The sequence below is a fragment of the Flavobacterium sp. 5 genome (assembly GCF_002813295.1).
Taxonomy (GTDB): Bacteria; Bacteroidota; Bacteroidia; order Flavobacteriales; family Flavobacteriaceae; genus Flavobacterium.
Genome location: NZ_PHUE01000001.1, coordinates 3,349,243 through 3,362,359, shown reverse-complemented (window position 1 = coordinate 3,362,359; position 13,117 = coordinate 3,349,243). Strand labels below are relative to the sequence as shown.

Here is a 13,117-nt window from a genome sequence, read left to right as displayed (position 1 = left end):
ATAACTACTCTTAAACACCAGTAATACTAGTATTAATTACCAGTGCTACTGGTGTTTAAAATCTATTTATTTATTTTTTTACCTCATTTCTTACAAAAAACACATATCTTTATAAGATAAAACACTGTATAAATGAAGAGTAACAACAGAGAATACAAAAAAGATTTAGGAGATCGCTACCCGATAATTGGTAATTTTATTCATTACCACATTTATCACAATAAAATAAAAAAAGCCGATGTGGCTCGATCCCTAAAGATACTTCCCAGAGGATTAAACGATTATTTCAAAAGAGACTCCCTACAATTTGCCATTTTATGGAAGCTCAGCATAGCACTCGAACACAATTTTATTGCTCAATTGGGTGAATATCTACCCTATCGTTTTGAATCTATCAAAGAAAAAGCACTCAAAAATGAATTGGCCGAAAAAGATGCCATCATCCAAAAAATGGAAATCCAAATCGAAACTATGAAAGAAATGATGGCAAAATAATTAATTCAAATTTCTTACATATCACTACCTCATGAGGGATAGCGCCAAGTTACCGAAGTAACAGCAATTACCCAACACCATTATAAAAAGGGGCAACTAAGCGGTGGTATTAGTTAGCCCCTTTTTATAATGGTGGTATGCCCAAATGATTTAAATTTCGATAGAATATTTTTTTAAAAGAAAATATATTCTGAGTTTTATTTTTAAATCAGTAATAAAATAACAATTTGATTGAAATTGCTCTTAAAATCATTTGTCTCCCCGCAAAATAAAAATTACTTTTGCGATAGTTTAACTTTTACACACAAAATGAAGCCTAACACACAACAATTAAACGATTTAACTATCCAAGTAAGAAGAGATATTCTTCGAATGGTTCACGCTGTTAACTCAGGTCACCCAGGAGGGTCTCTTGGATGTACAGAATTTTTAGTAGCCTTGTATCAAAACCTTATGGATCGTAAAGAAGGATTTGACATGGATGGAATTGGAGAAGATTTATTTTTCCTTTCAAACGGACATATTTCACCTGTATTTTACAGCGTTTTGGCAAGAAGCGGTTATTTTCCAATAAAGGAATTAGCAACTTTCCGTCTTATTAACTCAAGACTACAAGGACACCCTACAACTCACGATCATTTACCTGGAGTTCGTATCGCATCTGGATCATTAGGACAAGGATTATCTGTAGCGATTGGTGCTGCACAAGCTAAAAAACTAAACGGTGACAATCATATTGTTTATACATTACATGGTGATGGTGAATTACAAGAAGGTCAAAACTGGGAAGCAATTATGTATGCTTCTGCTAAAAAAGTAGACAATCTTATTGCTACTGTCGACCTTAACGGAAAACAAATCGATGGTACTACTGACGAAGTTTTACACATGGGAAGCATTCGTGCTAAATTTGAAGCTTTTGACTGGGAAGTTATCGAAATCACTAAAGGAAATGATATTGAAGCTATTATTGGCGGAATGTCTGAAGCTAAAGCTAGAACAGGAAAAGGAAAACCAGTTTGTGTATTATTACATACTGAAATGGGTAATGGTGTAGATTATATGATGTACAGTCATGCATGGCATGGTAAAGCACCAAATGATGCTCAACTTGAAAATGCTTTAGGACAAAATTATAACACTGGAGGTAATTCAGATTATTAATCCGTTTTCAGATTTCAGTATTCAGAAATGAATGCATTCACCTTTTTAAATTAAGAAATGAAAAAATATATAAATACAGGAAGTAAAGATACCCGTTCTGGTTTTGGAGTAGGTATGACTGAATTAGGTCAAAAAAACGAAAAAGTTGTAGCACTTTGTGCAGATTTAATTGGATCATTAAAATTTGATGATTTCAAGAAAAATCATCCAGAGCGTTTTTTCCAAATCGGAATTGCTGAAGCGAACATGATTGGAATTGCTGCTGGATTAACTATTGGAGGAAAAATTCCTTTTACAGGAACTTTTGCTAACTTTTCGACTGGCCGTGTTTACGATCAAATTCGTCAATCGGTAGCTTACTCTGAGAAAAATGTAAAAATATGTGCTTCTCACGCAGGATTAACTCTTGGAGAAGATGGTGCAACTCACCAAATATTAGAAGACATTGGATTAATGAAAATGTTACCAGGAATGACTGTAATCAATACTTGCGATCACAATCAGACAAAAGCTGCTACATTAGCGCTTGCAGATCACCAAGGCCCTGCTTACTTGCGTTTTGGACGTCCAGTAGTTCCTAATTTCATGCCTGCTGACGAACCTTTCATAATCGGAAAAGCTATTATGCTTAACGAAGGTACTGATGTAACTATAATTGCTACCGGACATTTAGTTTGGGAAGCTTTAGTTGCTGCTGAAGCTTTGGAAGCTAAAGGAATCTCTGCTGAAGTAATCAACATTCACACCATTAAACCATTAGACGAAGAAGCTATTTTAAAATCATTAGCTAAAACTAAATGTGTTGTTACTGCTGAAGAGCACAACATCCTTGGAGGTCTTGGAGAAAGCGTTTCTAGAGTATTAGCATTAAACACTCCAGCTCCACAAGAGTTTGTAGCCGTTAATGATAGCTTTGGTGAATCTGGAACTCCTGAGCAATTAATGGAGAAATACAAATTAAACAATCAAGCGATTGTCGAAGCTGTAGAAAGAGTTATCAAAAGAAAGTAATTTTTTTTGGCACACTATAAAAATAAAATCCCATCTCATTTTACGAGATGGGATTTTTAATGCTTAAAAAACGCAGAACCTATTTTTTCTACTTTATCTGAATCAAAAAATATATTGATCATTATAAGAACGAAAAGAATAACATCAAATTTAAACAAAATGAGCTCGATACAGATCGAGCTCATTTTAGTTTAAACTTTTGGATTAATTTTAATTTTGAACGTAATTTTTTTATTTATATGGAGGAAAACATGTCGGATCTAAATGCCTTCTTAATCTTGTTGGATCCGTAAAATCTGAATCTTGGGGAGTACGCTTATTTGTAGAAGACTCAGGTAAATTTGGATTTTTAAGTGGTCCAGTATATTTCCTAGGAATCCCATAACTTTCATTAATATCAGGAGTTTGAGGATCATCAACCACTGCTCCATCATAAGGATAATACGTCCCTTTATCGTCTTTAATTTCACCTCTTGTAGCATAATCATCTCCATCATCATCAAAATCACCATAATCTGGAAGTCCATCTTTATCGGTATCATCTGGATTTTTAGCTATATCTGCAGTAGCAAAATAATACATATATCCATCATTATTTAAATCTTCTTGATAAGAAGGAATTCCATCTGCATCCTGATCAAATCGCTTTAATGAATATAATTTTATACTGAATACCAAAGGAGAATAGGCTGGAATATCACTCTGAGTATTATTATAATACCCCATTGCAGAAGGCAAAAACATTACCCCTACTCCAAAATCATTATAACTTACTGTTCCATCTGCTTTAGAAGAAGTCCAACCCGTTTTAAATTGAGGAAAACCCTCAGACCAACCACGAATAACCCCAACTCCACCACTAGTACTTGAACCGTCTAAATTATATTGTACTTGACCACTATTTGAAGCATCAAATTGAGTTCCATCCAACAAAGTTCCTTTATAACCAGCATAAACAGCATCTACATTACAAGGTCTCTCTCCTCCAGTAAGTTTAGAAGGATCTGTTCCTCCCGCTACACCTTCTCTGATTAATAACGTATATACTTTATAATCAACATCCCCAATATGAACAATCCTACTGGTCAATCTTGGAAGTGTAGGACTATCTAAATAAGACATTAATGAAGGATGGGTTTCACCAGCAGGAATTTTAGCAAGAATTACATCCTGATCTTCAGGAGTACCTGGTGCATCTACTACTTCTTTAAGATAACTTGTATTCAAATAATCTTCAATAGCTACTATATCCACCTTGTATTGTTCTGCAAGATCTCTCGGTGGGGTTATTTCAATATTATCATCATTTTTATTACAAGAACTTATTGCAATCATTGCCATCGAAACAATAAAATAAAACTTAATTTTGCTCATTATTAGGTATAGTTTAAGCCACAAATATACATTAATGATTTACTTTTGTAAAGTATTTAACTCCGATTTTAGAAAATTCATGAGAATAGACAAATATTTATGGTGTGTTCGGTATTACAAAACCAGAAACATGGTAACCGAAGCTTGTAAAAAAAACCATATCACAGTAAATGGTATTGTTGCCAAACCTTCGAAAGAAGTTTTTCCTACAGACAAGATTACTTTTAGAAAAGACCAAATCACACAGATCATAACCGTATTAGATATCCCCGAGAACCGAGTGGGCGCCAAACTCGTTGATATTTATCGAAAAAACGAAACTCCTGCCGAAGTTTATGCTCACTTAGAATTATTAAAATTATCTAAAGAGCATTATAGAAAAACAGGAACAGGAAGACCAACCAAAAAAGACCGAAGAGACATTGATGAATTCGGAAACGACATTACTGATGAAGAGGAAACTGAATAAAATTCTCTTTTTAAGTTTTGGACTTAGAACTTGAATAAATGATTTCAATTTCGGCTAACTTTTTTATCTTTGAACAAACAAAACATAATACGCCATGAGCAAAAACATAATTCTTACCAATCAACAAATAGAACACACTACTAAAAGGATAGCTTATCAGATCTATGAAACTTTTGTAGAAGAAGAAGAAATTGTGATTGCCGGAATTACGACTAATGGTTTTATTTTTGCCGAAAAAATTGCTCAAGCACTGACTTCAATTTCATCGATTAAGATTTCTTTATGTGAAGTACATACTGATAAACAAAATCCTGAACTTCCTATAACGACTTCTTTGACAAAGGAGGAATACAGTAATAAGGGTTTAATATTGGTAGATGATGTATTGAGTTCTGGAACTACGTTAATATATGCTGTTAGACATTTCTTGGATGTTCCTTTAAAAAAGTTTAAAACCGTTGTTCTTGTTGATAGAAACCACAAAAAATTTCCGATTAAAGCCGATTTTAAAGGAATATCACTTTCTACTTCTCTATTAGAACATGTAGATGTTGTTTTTAACAATGATGGCGATAGTTATGCCAGTCTAAGCTAATAGATTTAAAATATCATTTACTGTTTCCTCTATTGATTTATTATCGACAGTCACTTTGTGTTGTGCGTGATTGTAATAAAAACTTCTATCAAAAAGATGTTTGGCTATAAACTCCTTCATCTCTTCTTCACTTTTATCTGCAATAAGGGGTCTTTTACTCTTATTAGGCGCCAATCTATTAAATAATGTATCAATAGATGCTTTTAAGTAAATAGAAGTTTTACCCACCCCTATTAATAACTCATGATTATTTGCATAACATGGTGTTCCTCCTCCTAAACCGATAATAATTTCATCGGGGGAATTTAATAATTCGAGAAAATAAGTGTGTTCTAATTTTCGAAAATGGATTTCGCCATGGCTTTCAAAAATATCTTTTATAGACATTTTTACTTTTTCTTCGATATATTCATCCAAATCAACATATGGAATTGATATCATTCCTGAAAGTTTTTGGGCAATTGTTGACTTACCGCAACCCATATAACCTAATAATATAATTTTTTTCATTTGAATAAGACCTTACATACTAAGGCGTTAAGAATTTTAATTAAAAAAAGACAAATTTATAATAAAATTGCTTGGAAACTTCAAAAAAAAGTCCTTATATTTGCACCCGCATTCAAGAAACGAAATGACTCGATAGCTCAGTTGGTAGAGCACATCACTTTTAATGATGGGGTCCTGGGTTCGAGCCCCAGTCGGGTCACAAATTATGTGATCAAAGCATAAGTTTCTTGAATCAATGACTCGATAGCTCAGTTGGTAGAGCACATCACTTTTAATGATGGGGTCCTGGGTTCGAGCCCCAGTCGGGTCACAAAAATCGTAGAGACGTTGCAGTGCAACGTCTCTACTCATTTTAGGCCACGTGGAGAAACGGTAGACTTGCCATCTTGAGGGGGTGGTGCTCGTAAGGGCGTGTGGGTTCAAATCCCACCGTGGTCACAGAATATAAAAAAGCAGTAATAAAAGGGAATTAATCATGCCTTTTATTACTGCTTTTTTATTTTAAGTCTTCATCCACACACAAGTTATGTTGCTGTTGTTTATTGAGACGCTCCGTATGAAACAAATTACATGTACACTATAAGTATAAAGGGTTTGAAATAGATATTACAACTGGAAGGATATTTATAGTGCTTCAGTTTTTAAGATGGTTTGTTTTTTAAAGAATAAGAAGGGTGGATATAAATTAAACCTAAAACCTCGATGTAGCGAAATAGCTGCTTGTAGACGTTTTTTTTATTTATAATTCTGCAAGTACCAATTAATATAATCATCAGTCACTCTATTCAAATCGAATGTTTTGAATGTCATTGATTTTCTAGGAATTATTTCTTGTATAATTTCATTTGCTTCCAGATTTACAAAACCATATCTGTCCAAATAATTTTTATTATAATTTTTTAAGATAGGCTGTCCAATATTATTATTTATAAAAGAAAATTCATAAGTGACAAAATTCTTCTCAGAGAATAATGTGATTCGAGCAGTGTTACTATATCCAATCACAACCATTTGGTTAGATGACAAGTTTAAGGATGAAACAAATTTATCAAAGTGCTCAAAATGTTTTAGCGAATTGATTACCTTATTTCTATTTTCGCAATCAAATAATCCATAACATTCAATTTTAAAGTATAAATCTCTTTTTCGAGCTATTTTTTTTATTTGCCTTTTGGTTGGTTCATTCAATCTTGACTTTAAAAATTCAAAGGAGAAATTTTCTTTATTGGCATTTACGTTTACTATTAAGTCAGTAATAAGGCTTGATTTAATTCTTTTTTGAAGAACCTTTACTAAAGAATCTTTACTAAATACTGTCGCTTTTTTTTGTGACTTGTCCCAAAACTTTTTACAACTTGTTAAATAGAAAATTTCAGATTCAGATTTTTCAAAAGTAAATTTCTCTGACCGTGAATAAATTCCATTTCTAGGAAAACATTGGTCTCCATATCCATAAGAAATTTCTATTTTTTTAATTGTGTCAAGGTTTTGTCCAAAACTAATTGTTGTCCAAAATATAAAGCAAACGAGTATTCTTCTCATAGTATTTTCTTAAAATGTCTGTTAACTTTCTGGCAATTGGAGAAACTAGGGATTAAAGATTCTAATTTCTTCAATTATGCACAAATTTTTTAAGTACAAAACCATCTTTAAATTAAGCCTGAAAACACAATCTCAGAAAGCTGTTGGCAGTAGTTGTTATGAATCAACATTTAAAGCCAAAATAATTTTTCCAGATTTATTTTTATAAACAAATATATCGGTTAAAACCAAGTCAGCAATATCATGTCCCCACACACCATATTTGCCATTCGTTTCGTTTCTGTTATACATTGTTCTCTTTTCCATTGGTAAAGTTTTTACCGTTGCGGTTTTTTCTTCTTCCTCATATAGTTCGTAATAGTGCTTACTTATTTCTAAAAGAAGTTTTTCTCGATCAAATCCATTTGCTGATTTTAGATCAAAACGATATTCATTTTTTAAAGGGTAATCAATTATTACCGTTATCTTATCTTCATTGATTACAATCTGATTCCTATCAATTAGATTTTTTAAATCATTTTGAGGTTTTTCAATACTAGCCCAACTTTGAATCCCATTTTCAAATTCTGTGTTGTCAGTTTTAACATTGAACGAGATAGTATTAATTAACTGTCCAAGATAATTTGTTTCTTTTTCTGCAGAAGCGTTTTCACGTTCAGTCAAAATTAAGTCATAATTATTACTTGTGGAAGTTGGAATATTTTGTTTTTTAGAACAAGATTTAATACCTAATCCAAGTAAAATAGAAGTCATAATAACAACTCCAAAGAAAAATTTTAATTTTAAATTCATGGGTGTTTATAATTGTTGGTATTTATAAATATGCTTAATAAATAACACAAATACATCCAAATAATGGAGGCTTCGCGATATAAGCCAGCTTTTTATTATTTCGCTAAATTATAAAAATAAGGCTATAAATTATAAAAAACTCCTTATGAAAACAGATGCCCTAGCCCAGATAGTAGCGGCATCCTTTTTGTCCCGATTTTTTTCGGGATAAAAAGATATAGCGGATAGCTGGAAATAGCTCCTTATGAAGTGAATTTTCTGCTCTAAAATATTCGAAAGACTGATTTATCTCCTTGATAAAATTAAATTATAAATTATAAAAAAAGTCATAACTTTCAACTTCTTAATTGTAAAATTGAATTCGAAATGACTACACTACTCATAAACAAAAAGAAACATACTATTGATGTTGATCCCGAAATGCCTTTGCTTTGGGCGATTAGAGATATCATTGGTCTTACTGGTACCAAATTTGGATGTGGGATAGGTGCTTGTGGCGCCTGCAAAGTACTTGTGGACAATGTTGCGACTTACTCTTGCCTGACTCCTGTTGAGATGGTGGTTGGCAAGAACATTACCACGATTGAAGGGACTTCGGAAAATTTACAGTTATTACAAAAATCTTGGGAGGAATTTAATGTTCCGCAATGTGGGTATTGCCAGCCTGGACAATTAATAACTGCTACTTCTTTACTTAATTCGAATAAAAATCCTTCGGATACTGATATTGATGATGCTATGAGTGGCAATATTTGCCGTTGTGGTACTTATCAACGCATTAAGAGTGCTATTAAACATACTGTCGAAGTTAAAAAACAACGCAAATCATGAGTGAAATTCAAAATTTAAGCCGTAGAGTTTTTATCAGAAACGTAGGATTGGCATCGGGTGGTTTAATCTTAGGTTGTAATCATAGTTTACTTGCTAATGATATAATAGAGGGAAGTCTAACAGAATTTAATCCTAATTTGTTTGTACAATTAAATTCGGATGGAAGTCTTGTTATTGTAGCTGCCCGTTCTGAAATGGGTAATGGGGTGCGAACTTCTTTGACCTCTGTTGTTGCAGATGAAATGGAAGCTGACTGGAATAGAGTTTCGGTTAAACAAGCTGTTGGTGATGCAAAATATGGTGATCAAAATACAGATGGCTCGCGAAGTATAATCGATTTTTATGATACGATGCGAAAAATGGGTGCCATGACCCGCATGATGCTAATAACTGCAGCTGCAAAAAAATGGCAGGTTCCTGAAAGTGAATGTATCGCTCAAAACCATTTTATTACTCATTCTAGCGGTAAAAAAATTGGTTTTGGAGAATTGGTTGATGTAGTGACAACGCTTCCTGTTCCAACTACTATTACTTATAAAAATCCAAAAGATTTTAAATACATAGGCAAGAATCTAAAAAGTATCGATGTAAAAGATTTTGCCAATGGAAGCGCAGTTTATGGAATCGATAAACGCCTGCCTAATATGAAAGTTGTAGCGATAGCGAGATGTCCTGTTACTTTTGGTACCGTTAAATCATTTGACAAAACCGCTGCAATAAAAATTAAGGGTGTAGAGGATGTGATTGAAATTCCAAGAATTGAAAAACCTTTTGGTCCTTTGGGAGGTGTTGCTGTGATTGCTACCAATACCTGGGCGGCGTTTAAAGGGAAAGCTGCGCTGGAAATTCAATGGAATTACGGCAAAAATGAAGGCTATGATTCGGAGAAATACATGGTAGAATTAACTGAAAGAGTTCATACCACTGGAAAAGTTGAAAAAGAAATTGGTGATGTAAATAAAGCTTTTAGTGAAGCTACGAAAGTTATTGAAAGTACTTTTCAATTACCTCATTTGGCTCATGCTCCGATGGAAGTCCCTAATGCAGTAGCATGGGTTCAAGGAGACAGTTGCGAAGTTTGGGTGCCTACACAATCTCCGCAGGATGCACGAGATGAAGTTGTAGCCTACCTAGGAACTACTGCAAATAAAGTAACGGTAAATGTTACTTTTTTGGGAGGTGGTTTTGGCCGAAAATCAAAACCCGATTATATTGTGGAAGCAGTTATGATTTCGAAAGCTATCAAAGCTCCTGTACAAGTTGTCTGGACCCGAGAAGATGATATAAAACATGGTTATTATCATACCGTAAGTGCGCAATACATGAAAGCATCTTTGGACGCACAAGGCAATGTTTCGGGCTGGCTTCATCGATCGGCTTTTCCTTCGATTATGTCAACTTTTCAGCCTGGAACTGAATATCCGGCAGGATGGGAAGCCTCTAGTGCTGCTGGTGTTCCTTTTGATATAAAAAATTTCAAAATAGAATCAGGACAGGCTCCTGCCATGGTACGAATTGGCTGGATGCGGTCTGTAATTAATATTCTACATGGTTTTTCTATCAATGTATTTGCTGATGAATTGGCATATGCTGCTAAAGAGGATCCGCTAGAATTCAGACTTAAATTAATAGGTACTGATCGTATAGAAGATACTAAGGATCCTATAAAATATGATACGACACGTTTAAAACATGTTTTGAAACAGGCTGCTAAAAATGCTAATTGGGGGAAACCATTACCCAAAGGACATGCTTATGGTTTGGCTGTTCATTATAGTTTTCATTCGTATGTTGCTTCGATAGTTGAAGTATCGATGGTGGATGACAAAGTAAAGGTTCATAATGTATATACTGTTATTGATTGTGGAACGGCTGTTAATAAAAACACCATAAAAGCCCAACTAGAGGGCGCAGCTATCTTTGGAATGTCTATTGCTTACTACGGAAAAATAACGGCTAAGGATGGCGCCATTGAGCAAAACAGTTATAGTGATTACCGAGTGATTCGCATGAATGAAATCCCGAAGGTTCATGTAGAAATTGTTGAAAGTACCGAGAAACCAACTGGAGTAGGTGAACCTGGCGTTCCTGTAATTGCTCCAGCTATTATCAATGCTATTTTTAAACTAACAGGAAAACGCTATTACAATCTGCCTTTAAGCGATTATGATCTTGTTTAGCAGCTTGACAAATACGAATAAAGAGTTAAAGTAAAATTATAACAATCTAAAACATACCTAACAGGTTTTTAAAACCTGTTAGGATTTATAACTTAAAATAAATTAGTTAGAATTTAAGTCCTTTATTCGCACAACTAATAAAATTTCTAAACGAATATTTACTTTTAATGAACAATTGGATTGAGCTATTACACGAATTTAAAAGCAAAAAGAAACCTATTGCACTTGTTACTGTTACCAAAATTCTTGGTTCGGCTCCGTGTAAAGTAGCTTCAAAAATGATTGTTACTCCACAAAAAGAAATATTTGGAACCATTGGCGGAGGTAAATTAGAATTTCAAGTAATCGATGAGGCAATCCGAGCTATTCGAGAAAATAAAATTTTAGAATGCAATTATACATTAGGCCCAGAATTTGAACAATGCTGTGGCGGAAAAGTAGAATTAATTATTGAACCCATGAATCAATCCCCAGAATTATACATCTTTGGTGCAGGACATATTGGTGTTGCTATTTGTCAGGTTTTAAAAGATACTCCTTTTGCAACTACACTTCTTGATACCAGAGAAAATTGGAAAGAAACTATTGAAATTGATTCAACAGTTAATTATAGTGACATTCCGTTTGATCATTATAAACAGACTGTAAACTGGGGACCCAATTGCTATGTAGTTGTATTGACCCACGATCATAAACTTGATTTTGAAATTACTGCTTTGGCATTGCATGAGCAAACCAAATACATTGGATTAATTGGCAGTAAAACCAAGAAGAATAAATTCAATAATCTGTTACTAAATGAATTGAATTTTAAGGCTGGAATTTCTCCTGTTCATTGCCCGATTGGATTGGATTTAGGAGGCAATTCACCCAAAGAAATTGCGATAAGCATCGCATCTGAATTATTGAAAGCATATTATGGAAAATGATACTGTTTTTGTGTTATTGGCAGGAGGCAAATCTGAAAGAATGGGTGTTGCAAAAGGATTACTTCAATACCAAAGTAGCTATTGGATTTTGGAACAAATTGAACGAATTGCAAACTCAACAATACCGGAAGTTTATATTGGATTGGGTTATCATTCCCAAGAATACATCGACAAGATACCTTCATTAAAAGAAGCACAGTCATTTTTGGTTTTCTATAAAAAAATCCAGATTAAAGTTATCACTAACAAAAATCCAGAACTAGGTTCTCTCTCAACCTTACAAACAGTTTTACAACAAATACCCAAAAACAAATCGGTATTGATTAATCCAATTGATGTTCCGATATTAATCACCGCCGAATTGCAAACTATTATAGAAACTAAGAATCAAATTGTACTTCCTAATTTTGAAGGTAAAAATGGTCATCCTATAAAGTTACATTCTAATTTTTGGGAACGATTACTTTTACTTGATCCTACAGAAGAAAACAGCCGATTGGATTTAGAAATCAAGAAAATAAATCCTTCGAATATTACAACTATTTCAGTAAATGATTCTTGTATTCTTAAAAATTTAAATACTCAAAATGATTGGGTTGAGTATCTAAAAGACAAAACTACATAATACTAAAAAAGCGTCCCGAAAACTATCGAAACGCTTTTTTAAATTACTGAAATATTAACCTATTTCTTGATTAATTCCTGCAACGGTTTTAATTGTTCCAAGTCAATTTTGGATTCTTTCAAAACTGAAATCATATTCATAATATTGGTCGGATTCATGTCTTTGCCTAAGACTCTAACCACTGCAAAACCAGCATCGTTTTTATTGGCAAACAATACAAATTCATTGATATGATCATCAGCTCCCACGTAGGTTACAGAAGCGCCTTGTTTTCCTGAATTAAACTTCATCAACTGTTGGTACTTTGGGTCTTTGAGAATCAAATTCACTTTAGCACGTTCTGCCTCAAACTGTGATTTGTTCTTATCATTCAATTTGAATGCCAAAACATTAATTTTATCAAAAGAATGCAATGCTTCGCTTTGCGCCACTGTTAATTTGGTTTTATCAACATCCAAGATATTTGATGAGATATCTATGGCTATAAAATTTTTGTTCTCTGTATTTTCAACAAAGTATTTTTGCAAAGTAGGTTCAGAATTACAACTACCTAAAACCAAACTACCAATCAGCGTGATTAAAAATAATACTATTTTCATG

The 13,117-nt window shown here is 33.5% G+C and carries 14 protein-coding genes and 3 tRNA genes; 12 read left to right on the top strand and 5 right to left on the bottom strand.

Annotation, left to right across the window (positions count from 1 at the left end; translation table 11 throughout):
* Positions 1-132: 132 nt before the first annotated feature.
* The 3 genes from CLU82_RS14055 to CLU82_RS14045 all read left to right on the top strand — a co-directional run bounded on the left by CLU82_RS14055 (position 133) and on the right by CLU82_RS14045 (position 2,670).
* Positions 133-495 carry a transcriptional regulator gene (locus tag CLU82_RS14055; RefSeq protein ID WP_100843678.1) on the top strand — a complete coding sequence of 121 codons (363 nt, stop codon included), beginning with the start codon at positions 133-135 and terminating at the stop codon, positions 493-495.
* Between the two features lie 309 nt (positions 496-804).
* The gene (locus tag CLU82_RS14050; RefSeq protein ID WP_100843677.1) at positions 805-1,659 is read left to right on the top strand and encodes a transketolase; all 855 of its coding nucleotides are present in this window, start codon (positions 805-807) and stop codon (positions 1,657-1,659) included.
* Between the two features lie 57 nt (positions 1,660-1,716).
* Positions 1,717-2,670, top strand: a complete 954-nt coding sequence (locus CLU82_RS14045) for a transketolase family protein (protein ID WP_100843676.1) — start codon at positions 1,717-1,719, stop codon at positions 2,668-2,670.
* A 231-nt stretch (positions 2,671-2,901) separates the two neighbouring features.
* Here the strand turns inward: CLU82_RS14045 and CLU82_RS14040 are convergent, their stop codons facing one another.
* Positions 2,902-4,044 carry an FKBP-type peptidyl-prolyl cis-trans isomerase gene (locus CLU82_RS14040; protein WP_100843675.1) on the bottom strand — a complete coding sequence of 381 codons (1,143 nt, stop codon included), beginning with the start codon at positions 4,042-4,044 and terminating at the stop codon, positions 2,902-2,904.
* A 79-nt stretch (positions 4,045-4,123) separates the two neighbouring features.
* Between CLU82_RS14040 and CLU82_RS14035 the strand changes: the two genes are divergently transcribed.
* Together CLU82_RS14035 and CLU82_RS14030 are read left to right on the top strand one after the other, a co-directional pair.
* Positions 4,124-4,513, top strand: a complete 390-nt coding sequence (locus CLU82_RS14035; protein WP_100843674.1) for an RNA-binding S4 domain-containing protein — start codon at positions 4,124-4,126, stop codon at positions 4,511-4,513.
* Positions 4,514-4,607: 94 nt separating this feature from the next.
* Positions 4,608-5,108 carry a phosphoribosyltransferase family protein gene (locus CLU82_RS14030; RefSeq protein WP_100843673.1) on the top strand — a complete coding sequence of 167 codons (501 nt, stop codon included), beginning with the start codon at positions 4,608-4,610 and terminating at the stop codon, positions 5,106-5,108.
* Here CLU82_RS14030 and CLU82_RS14025 read toward each other — a convergent pair.
* Complete coding sequence (locus CLU82_RS14025) at positions 5,100-5,618, bottom strand: shikimate kinase (RefSeq protein WP_100843672.1); 519 nt, start codon at positions 5,616-5,618, stop codon at positions 5,100-5,102. The two genes, CLU82_RS14030 and CLU82_RS14025, sit on opposite strands and share 9 nt — an antisense overlap.
* Positions 5,619-5,744: 126 nt before the next feature.
* On the opposite strand from CLU82_RS14025, the gene CLU82_RS14020 reads away from it, so the two are divergent.
* The 3 genes from CLU82_RS14020 (at position 5,745) to CLU82_RS14010 (ending at position 6,056) form a co-directional block, all read left to right on the top strand.
* A tRNA-Lys gene (locus tag CLU82_RS14020) sits at positions 5,745-5,817 on the top strand.
* 38 nt (positions 5,818-5,855) lie between these two features.
* Positions 5,856-5,928, top strand: a tRNA-Lys gene (locus CLU82_RS14015).
* A gap of 45 nt (positions 5,929-5,973) precedes the next feature.
* Positions 5,974-6,056 (top strand) — tRNA-Leu (locus CLU82_RS14010).
* A gap of 297 nt (positions 6,057-6,353) precedes the next feature.
* Here CLU82_RS14010 and CLU82_RS14005 read toward each other — a convergent pair.
* The gene (locus tag CLU82_RS14005) at positions 6,354-7,160 is read right to left on the bottom strand and encodes a hypothetical protein (RefSeq protein ID WP_100843671.1); all 807 of its coding nucleotides are present in this window, start codon (positions 7,158-7,160) and stop codon (positions 6,354-6,356) included.
* Positions 7,161-7,316: 156 nt separating this feature from the next.
* A complete protein-coding gene (locus tag CLU82_RS14000) occupies positions 7,317-7,952 on the bottom strand; it encodes a hypothetical protein (RefSeq protein ID WP_100843670.1) in 636 nt (211 codons plus the stop codon).
* A gap of 366 nt (positions 7,953-8,318) precedes the next feature.
* Here CLU82_RS14000 and CLU82_RS13995 point away from each other — a divergent pair, with 366 nt between their 5' ends.
* From CLU82_RS13995 to CLU82_RS13980, 4 genes are all read left to right on the top strand, one after another.
* Positions 8,319-8,783, top strand: coding sequence for a (2Fe-2S)-binding protein (locus CLU82_RS13995; protein ID WP_100843669.1), 465 nt, complete (start codon positions 8,319-8,321; stop codon positions 8,781-8,783).
* Complete coding sequence (locus tag CLU82_RS13990) at positions 8,780-10,963, top strand: xanthine dehydrogenase family protein molybdopterin-binding subunit (RefSeq protein ID WP_100843668.1); 2,184 nt, start codon at positions 8,780-8,782, stop codon at positions 10,961-10,963. Before CLU82_RS13995 ends, CLU82_RS13990 begins: the two co-directional genes overlap by 4 nt.
* A gap of 167 nt (positions 10,964-11,130) precedes the next feature.
* Positions 11,131-11,892, top strand: coding sequence for a xanthine dehydrogenase accessory protein XdhC (gene xdhC, locus CLU82_RS13985; RefSeq protein WP_100843667.1), 762 nt, complete (start codon positions 11,131-11,133; stop codon positions 11,890-11,892).
* Positions 11,882-12,517, top strand: coding sequence for an NTP transferase domain-containing protein (locus CLU82_RS13980; protein WP_100843666.1), 636 nt, complete (start codon positions 11,882-11,884; stop codon positions 12,515-12,517). The genes xdhC and CLU82_RS13980 overlap by 11 nt, the downstream gene beginning before the upstream one ends.
* Positions 12,518-12,576: 59 nt before the next feature.
* On the opposite strand, the gene CLU82_RS13975 is transcribed toward CLU82_RS13980, so the two are convergent.
* Positions 12,577-13,116 carry a DUF4252 domain-containing protein gene (locus CLU82_RS13975; RefSeq protein ID WP_100843665.1) on the bottom strand — a complete coding sequence of 180 codons (540 nt, stop codon included), beginning with the start codon at positions 13,114-13,116 and terminating at the stop codon, positions 12,577-12,579.
* Between the last annotated feature and the right edge of the window lies 1 nt (position 13,117).

Excerpts from the sequence above, each read along its gene's own strand:
- CLU82_RS13980 (WP_100843666.1), top strand. The coding sequence starts at position 11,882 with ATGGAAAATGATACTGTTTTTGTGTTATTGGCAGGAGGCAAATCTGAA.
- CLU82_RS13975 (WP_100843665.1), bottom strand. The coding sequence starts at position 13,116 with ATGAAAATAGTATTATTTTTAATCACGCTGATTGGTAGTTTGGTTTTA.
- CLU82_RS14055 (WP_100843678.1), top strand. The coding sequence starts at position 133 with ATGAAGAGTAACAACAGAGAATACAAAAAAGATTTAGGAGATCGCTAC.
- CLU82_RS14035 (WP_100843674.1), top strand. The coding sequence starts at position 4,124 with ATGAGAATAGACAAATATTTATGGTGTGTTCGGTATTACAAAACCAGA.
- CLU82_RS14000 (WP_100843670.1), bottom strand. The coding sequence starts at position 7,952 with ATGAATTTAAAATTAAAATTTTTCTTTGGAGTTGTTATTATGACTTCT.
- CLU82_RS14050 (WP_100843677.1), top strand. The coding sequence starts at position 805 with ATGAAGCCTAACACACAACAATTAAACGATTTAACTATCCAAGTAAGA.
- CLU82_RS14030 (WP_100843673.1), top strand. The coding sequence starts at position 4,608 with ATGAGCAAAAACATAATTCTTACCAATCAACAAATAGAACACACTACT.
- CLU82_RS14025 (WP_100843672.1), bottom strand. The coding sequence starts at position 5,618 with ATGAAAAAAATTATATTATTAGGTTATATGGGTTGCGGTAAGTCAACA.
- CLU82_RS13995 (WP_100843669.1), top strand. The coding sequence starts at position 8,319 with ATGACTACACTACTCATAAACAAAAAGAAACATACTATTGATGTTGAT.
- CLU82_RS13990 (WP_100843668.1), top strand. The coding sequence starts at position 8,780 with ATGAGTGAAATTCAAAATTTAAGCCGTAGAGTTTTTATCAGAAACGTA.
- xdhC (WP_100843667.1), top strand. The coding sequence starts at position 11,131 with ATGAACAATTGGATTGAGCTATTACACGAATTTAAAAGCAAAAAGAAA.
- CLU82_RS14045 (WP_100843676.1), top strand. The coding sequence starts at position 1,717 with ATGAAAAAATATATAAATACAGGAAGTAAAGATACCCGTTCTGGTTTT.
- CLU82_RS14040 (WP_100843675.1), bottom strand. The coding sequence starts at position 4,044 with ATGAGCAAAATTAAGTTTTATTTTATTGTTTCGATGGCAATGATTGCA.
- CLU82_RS14005 (WP_100843671.1), bottom strand. The coding sequence starts at position 7,160 with ATGAGAAGAATACTCGTTTGCTTTATATTTTGGACAACAATTAGTTTT.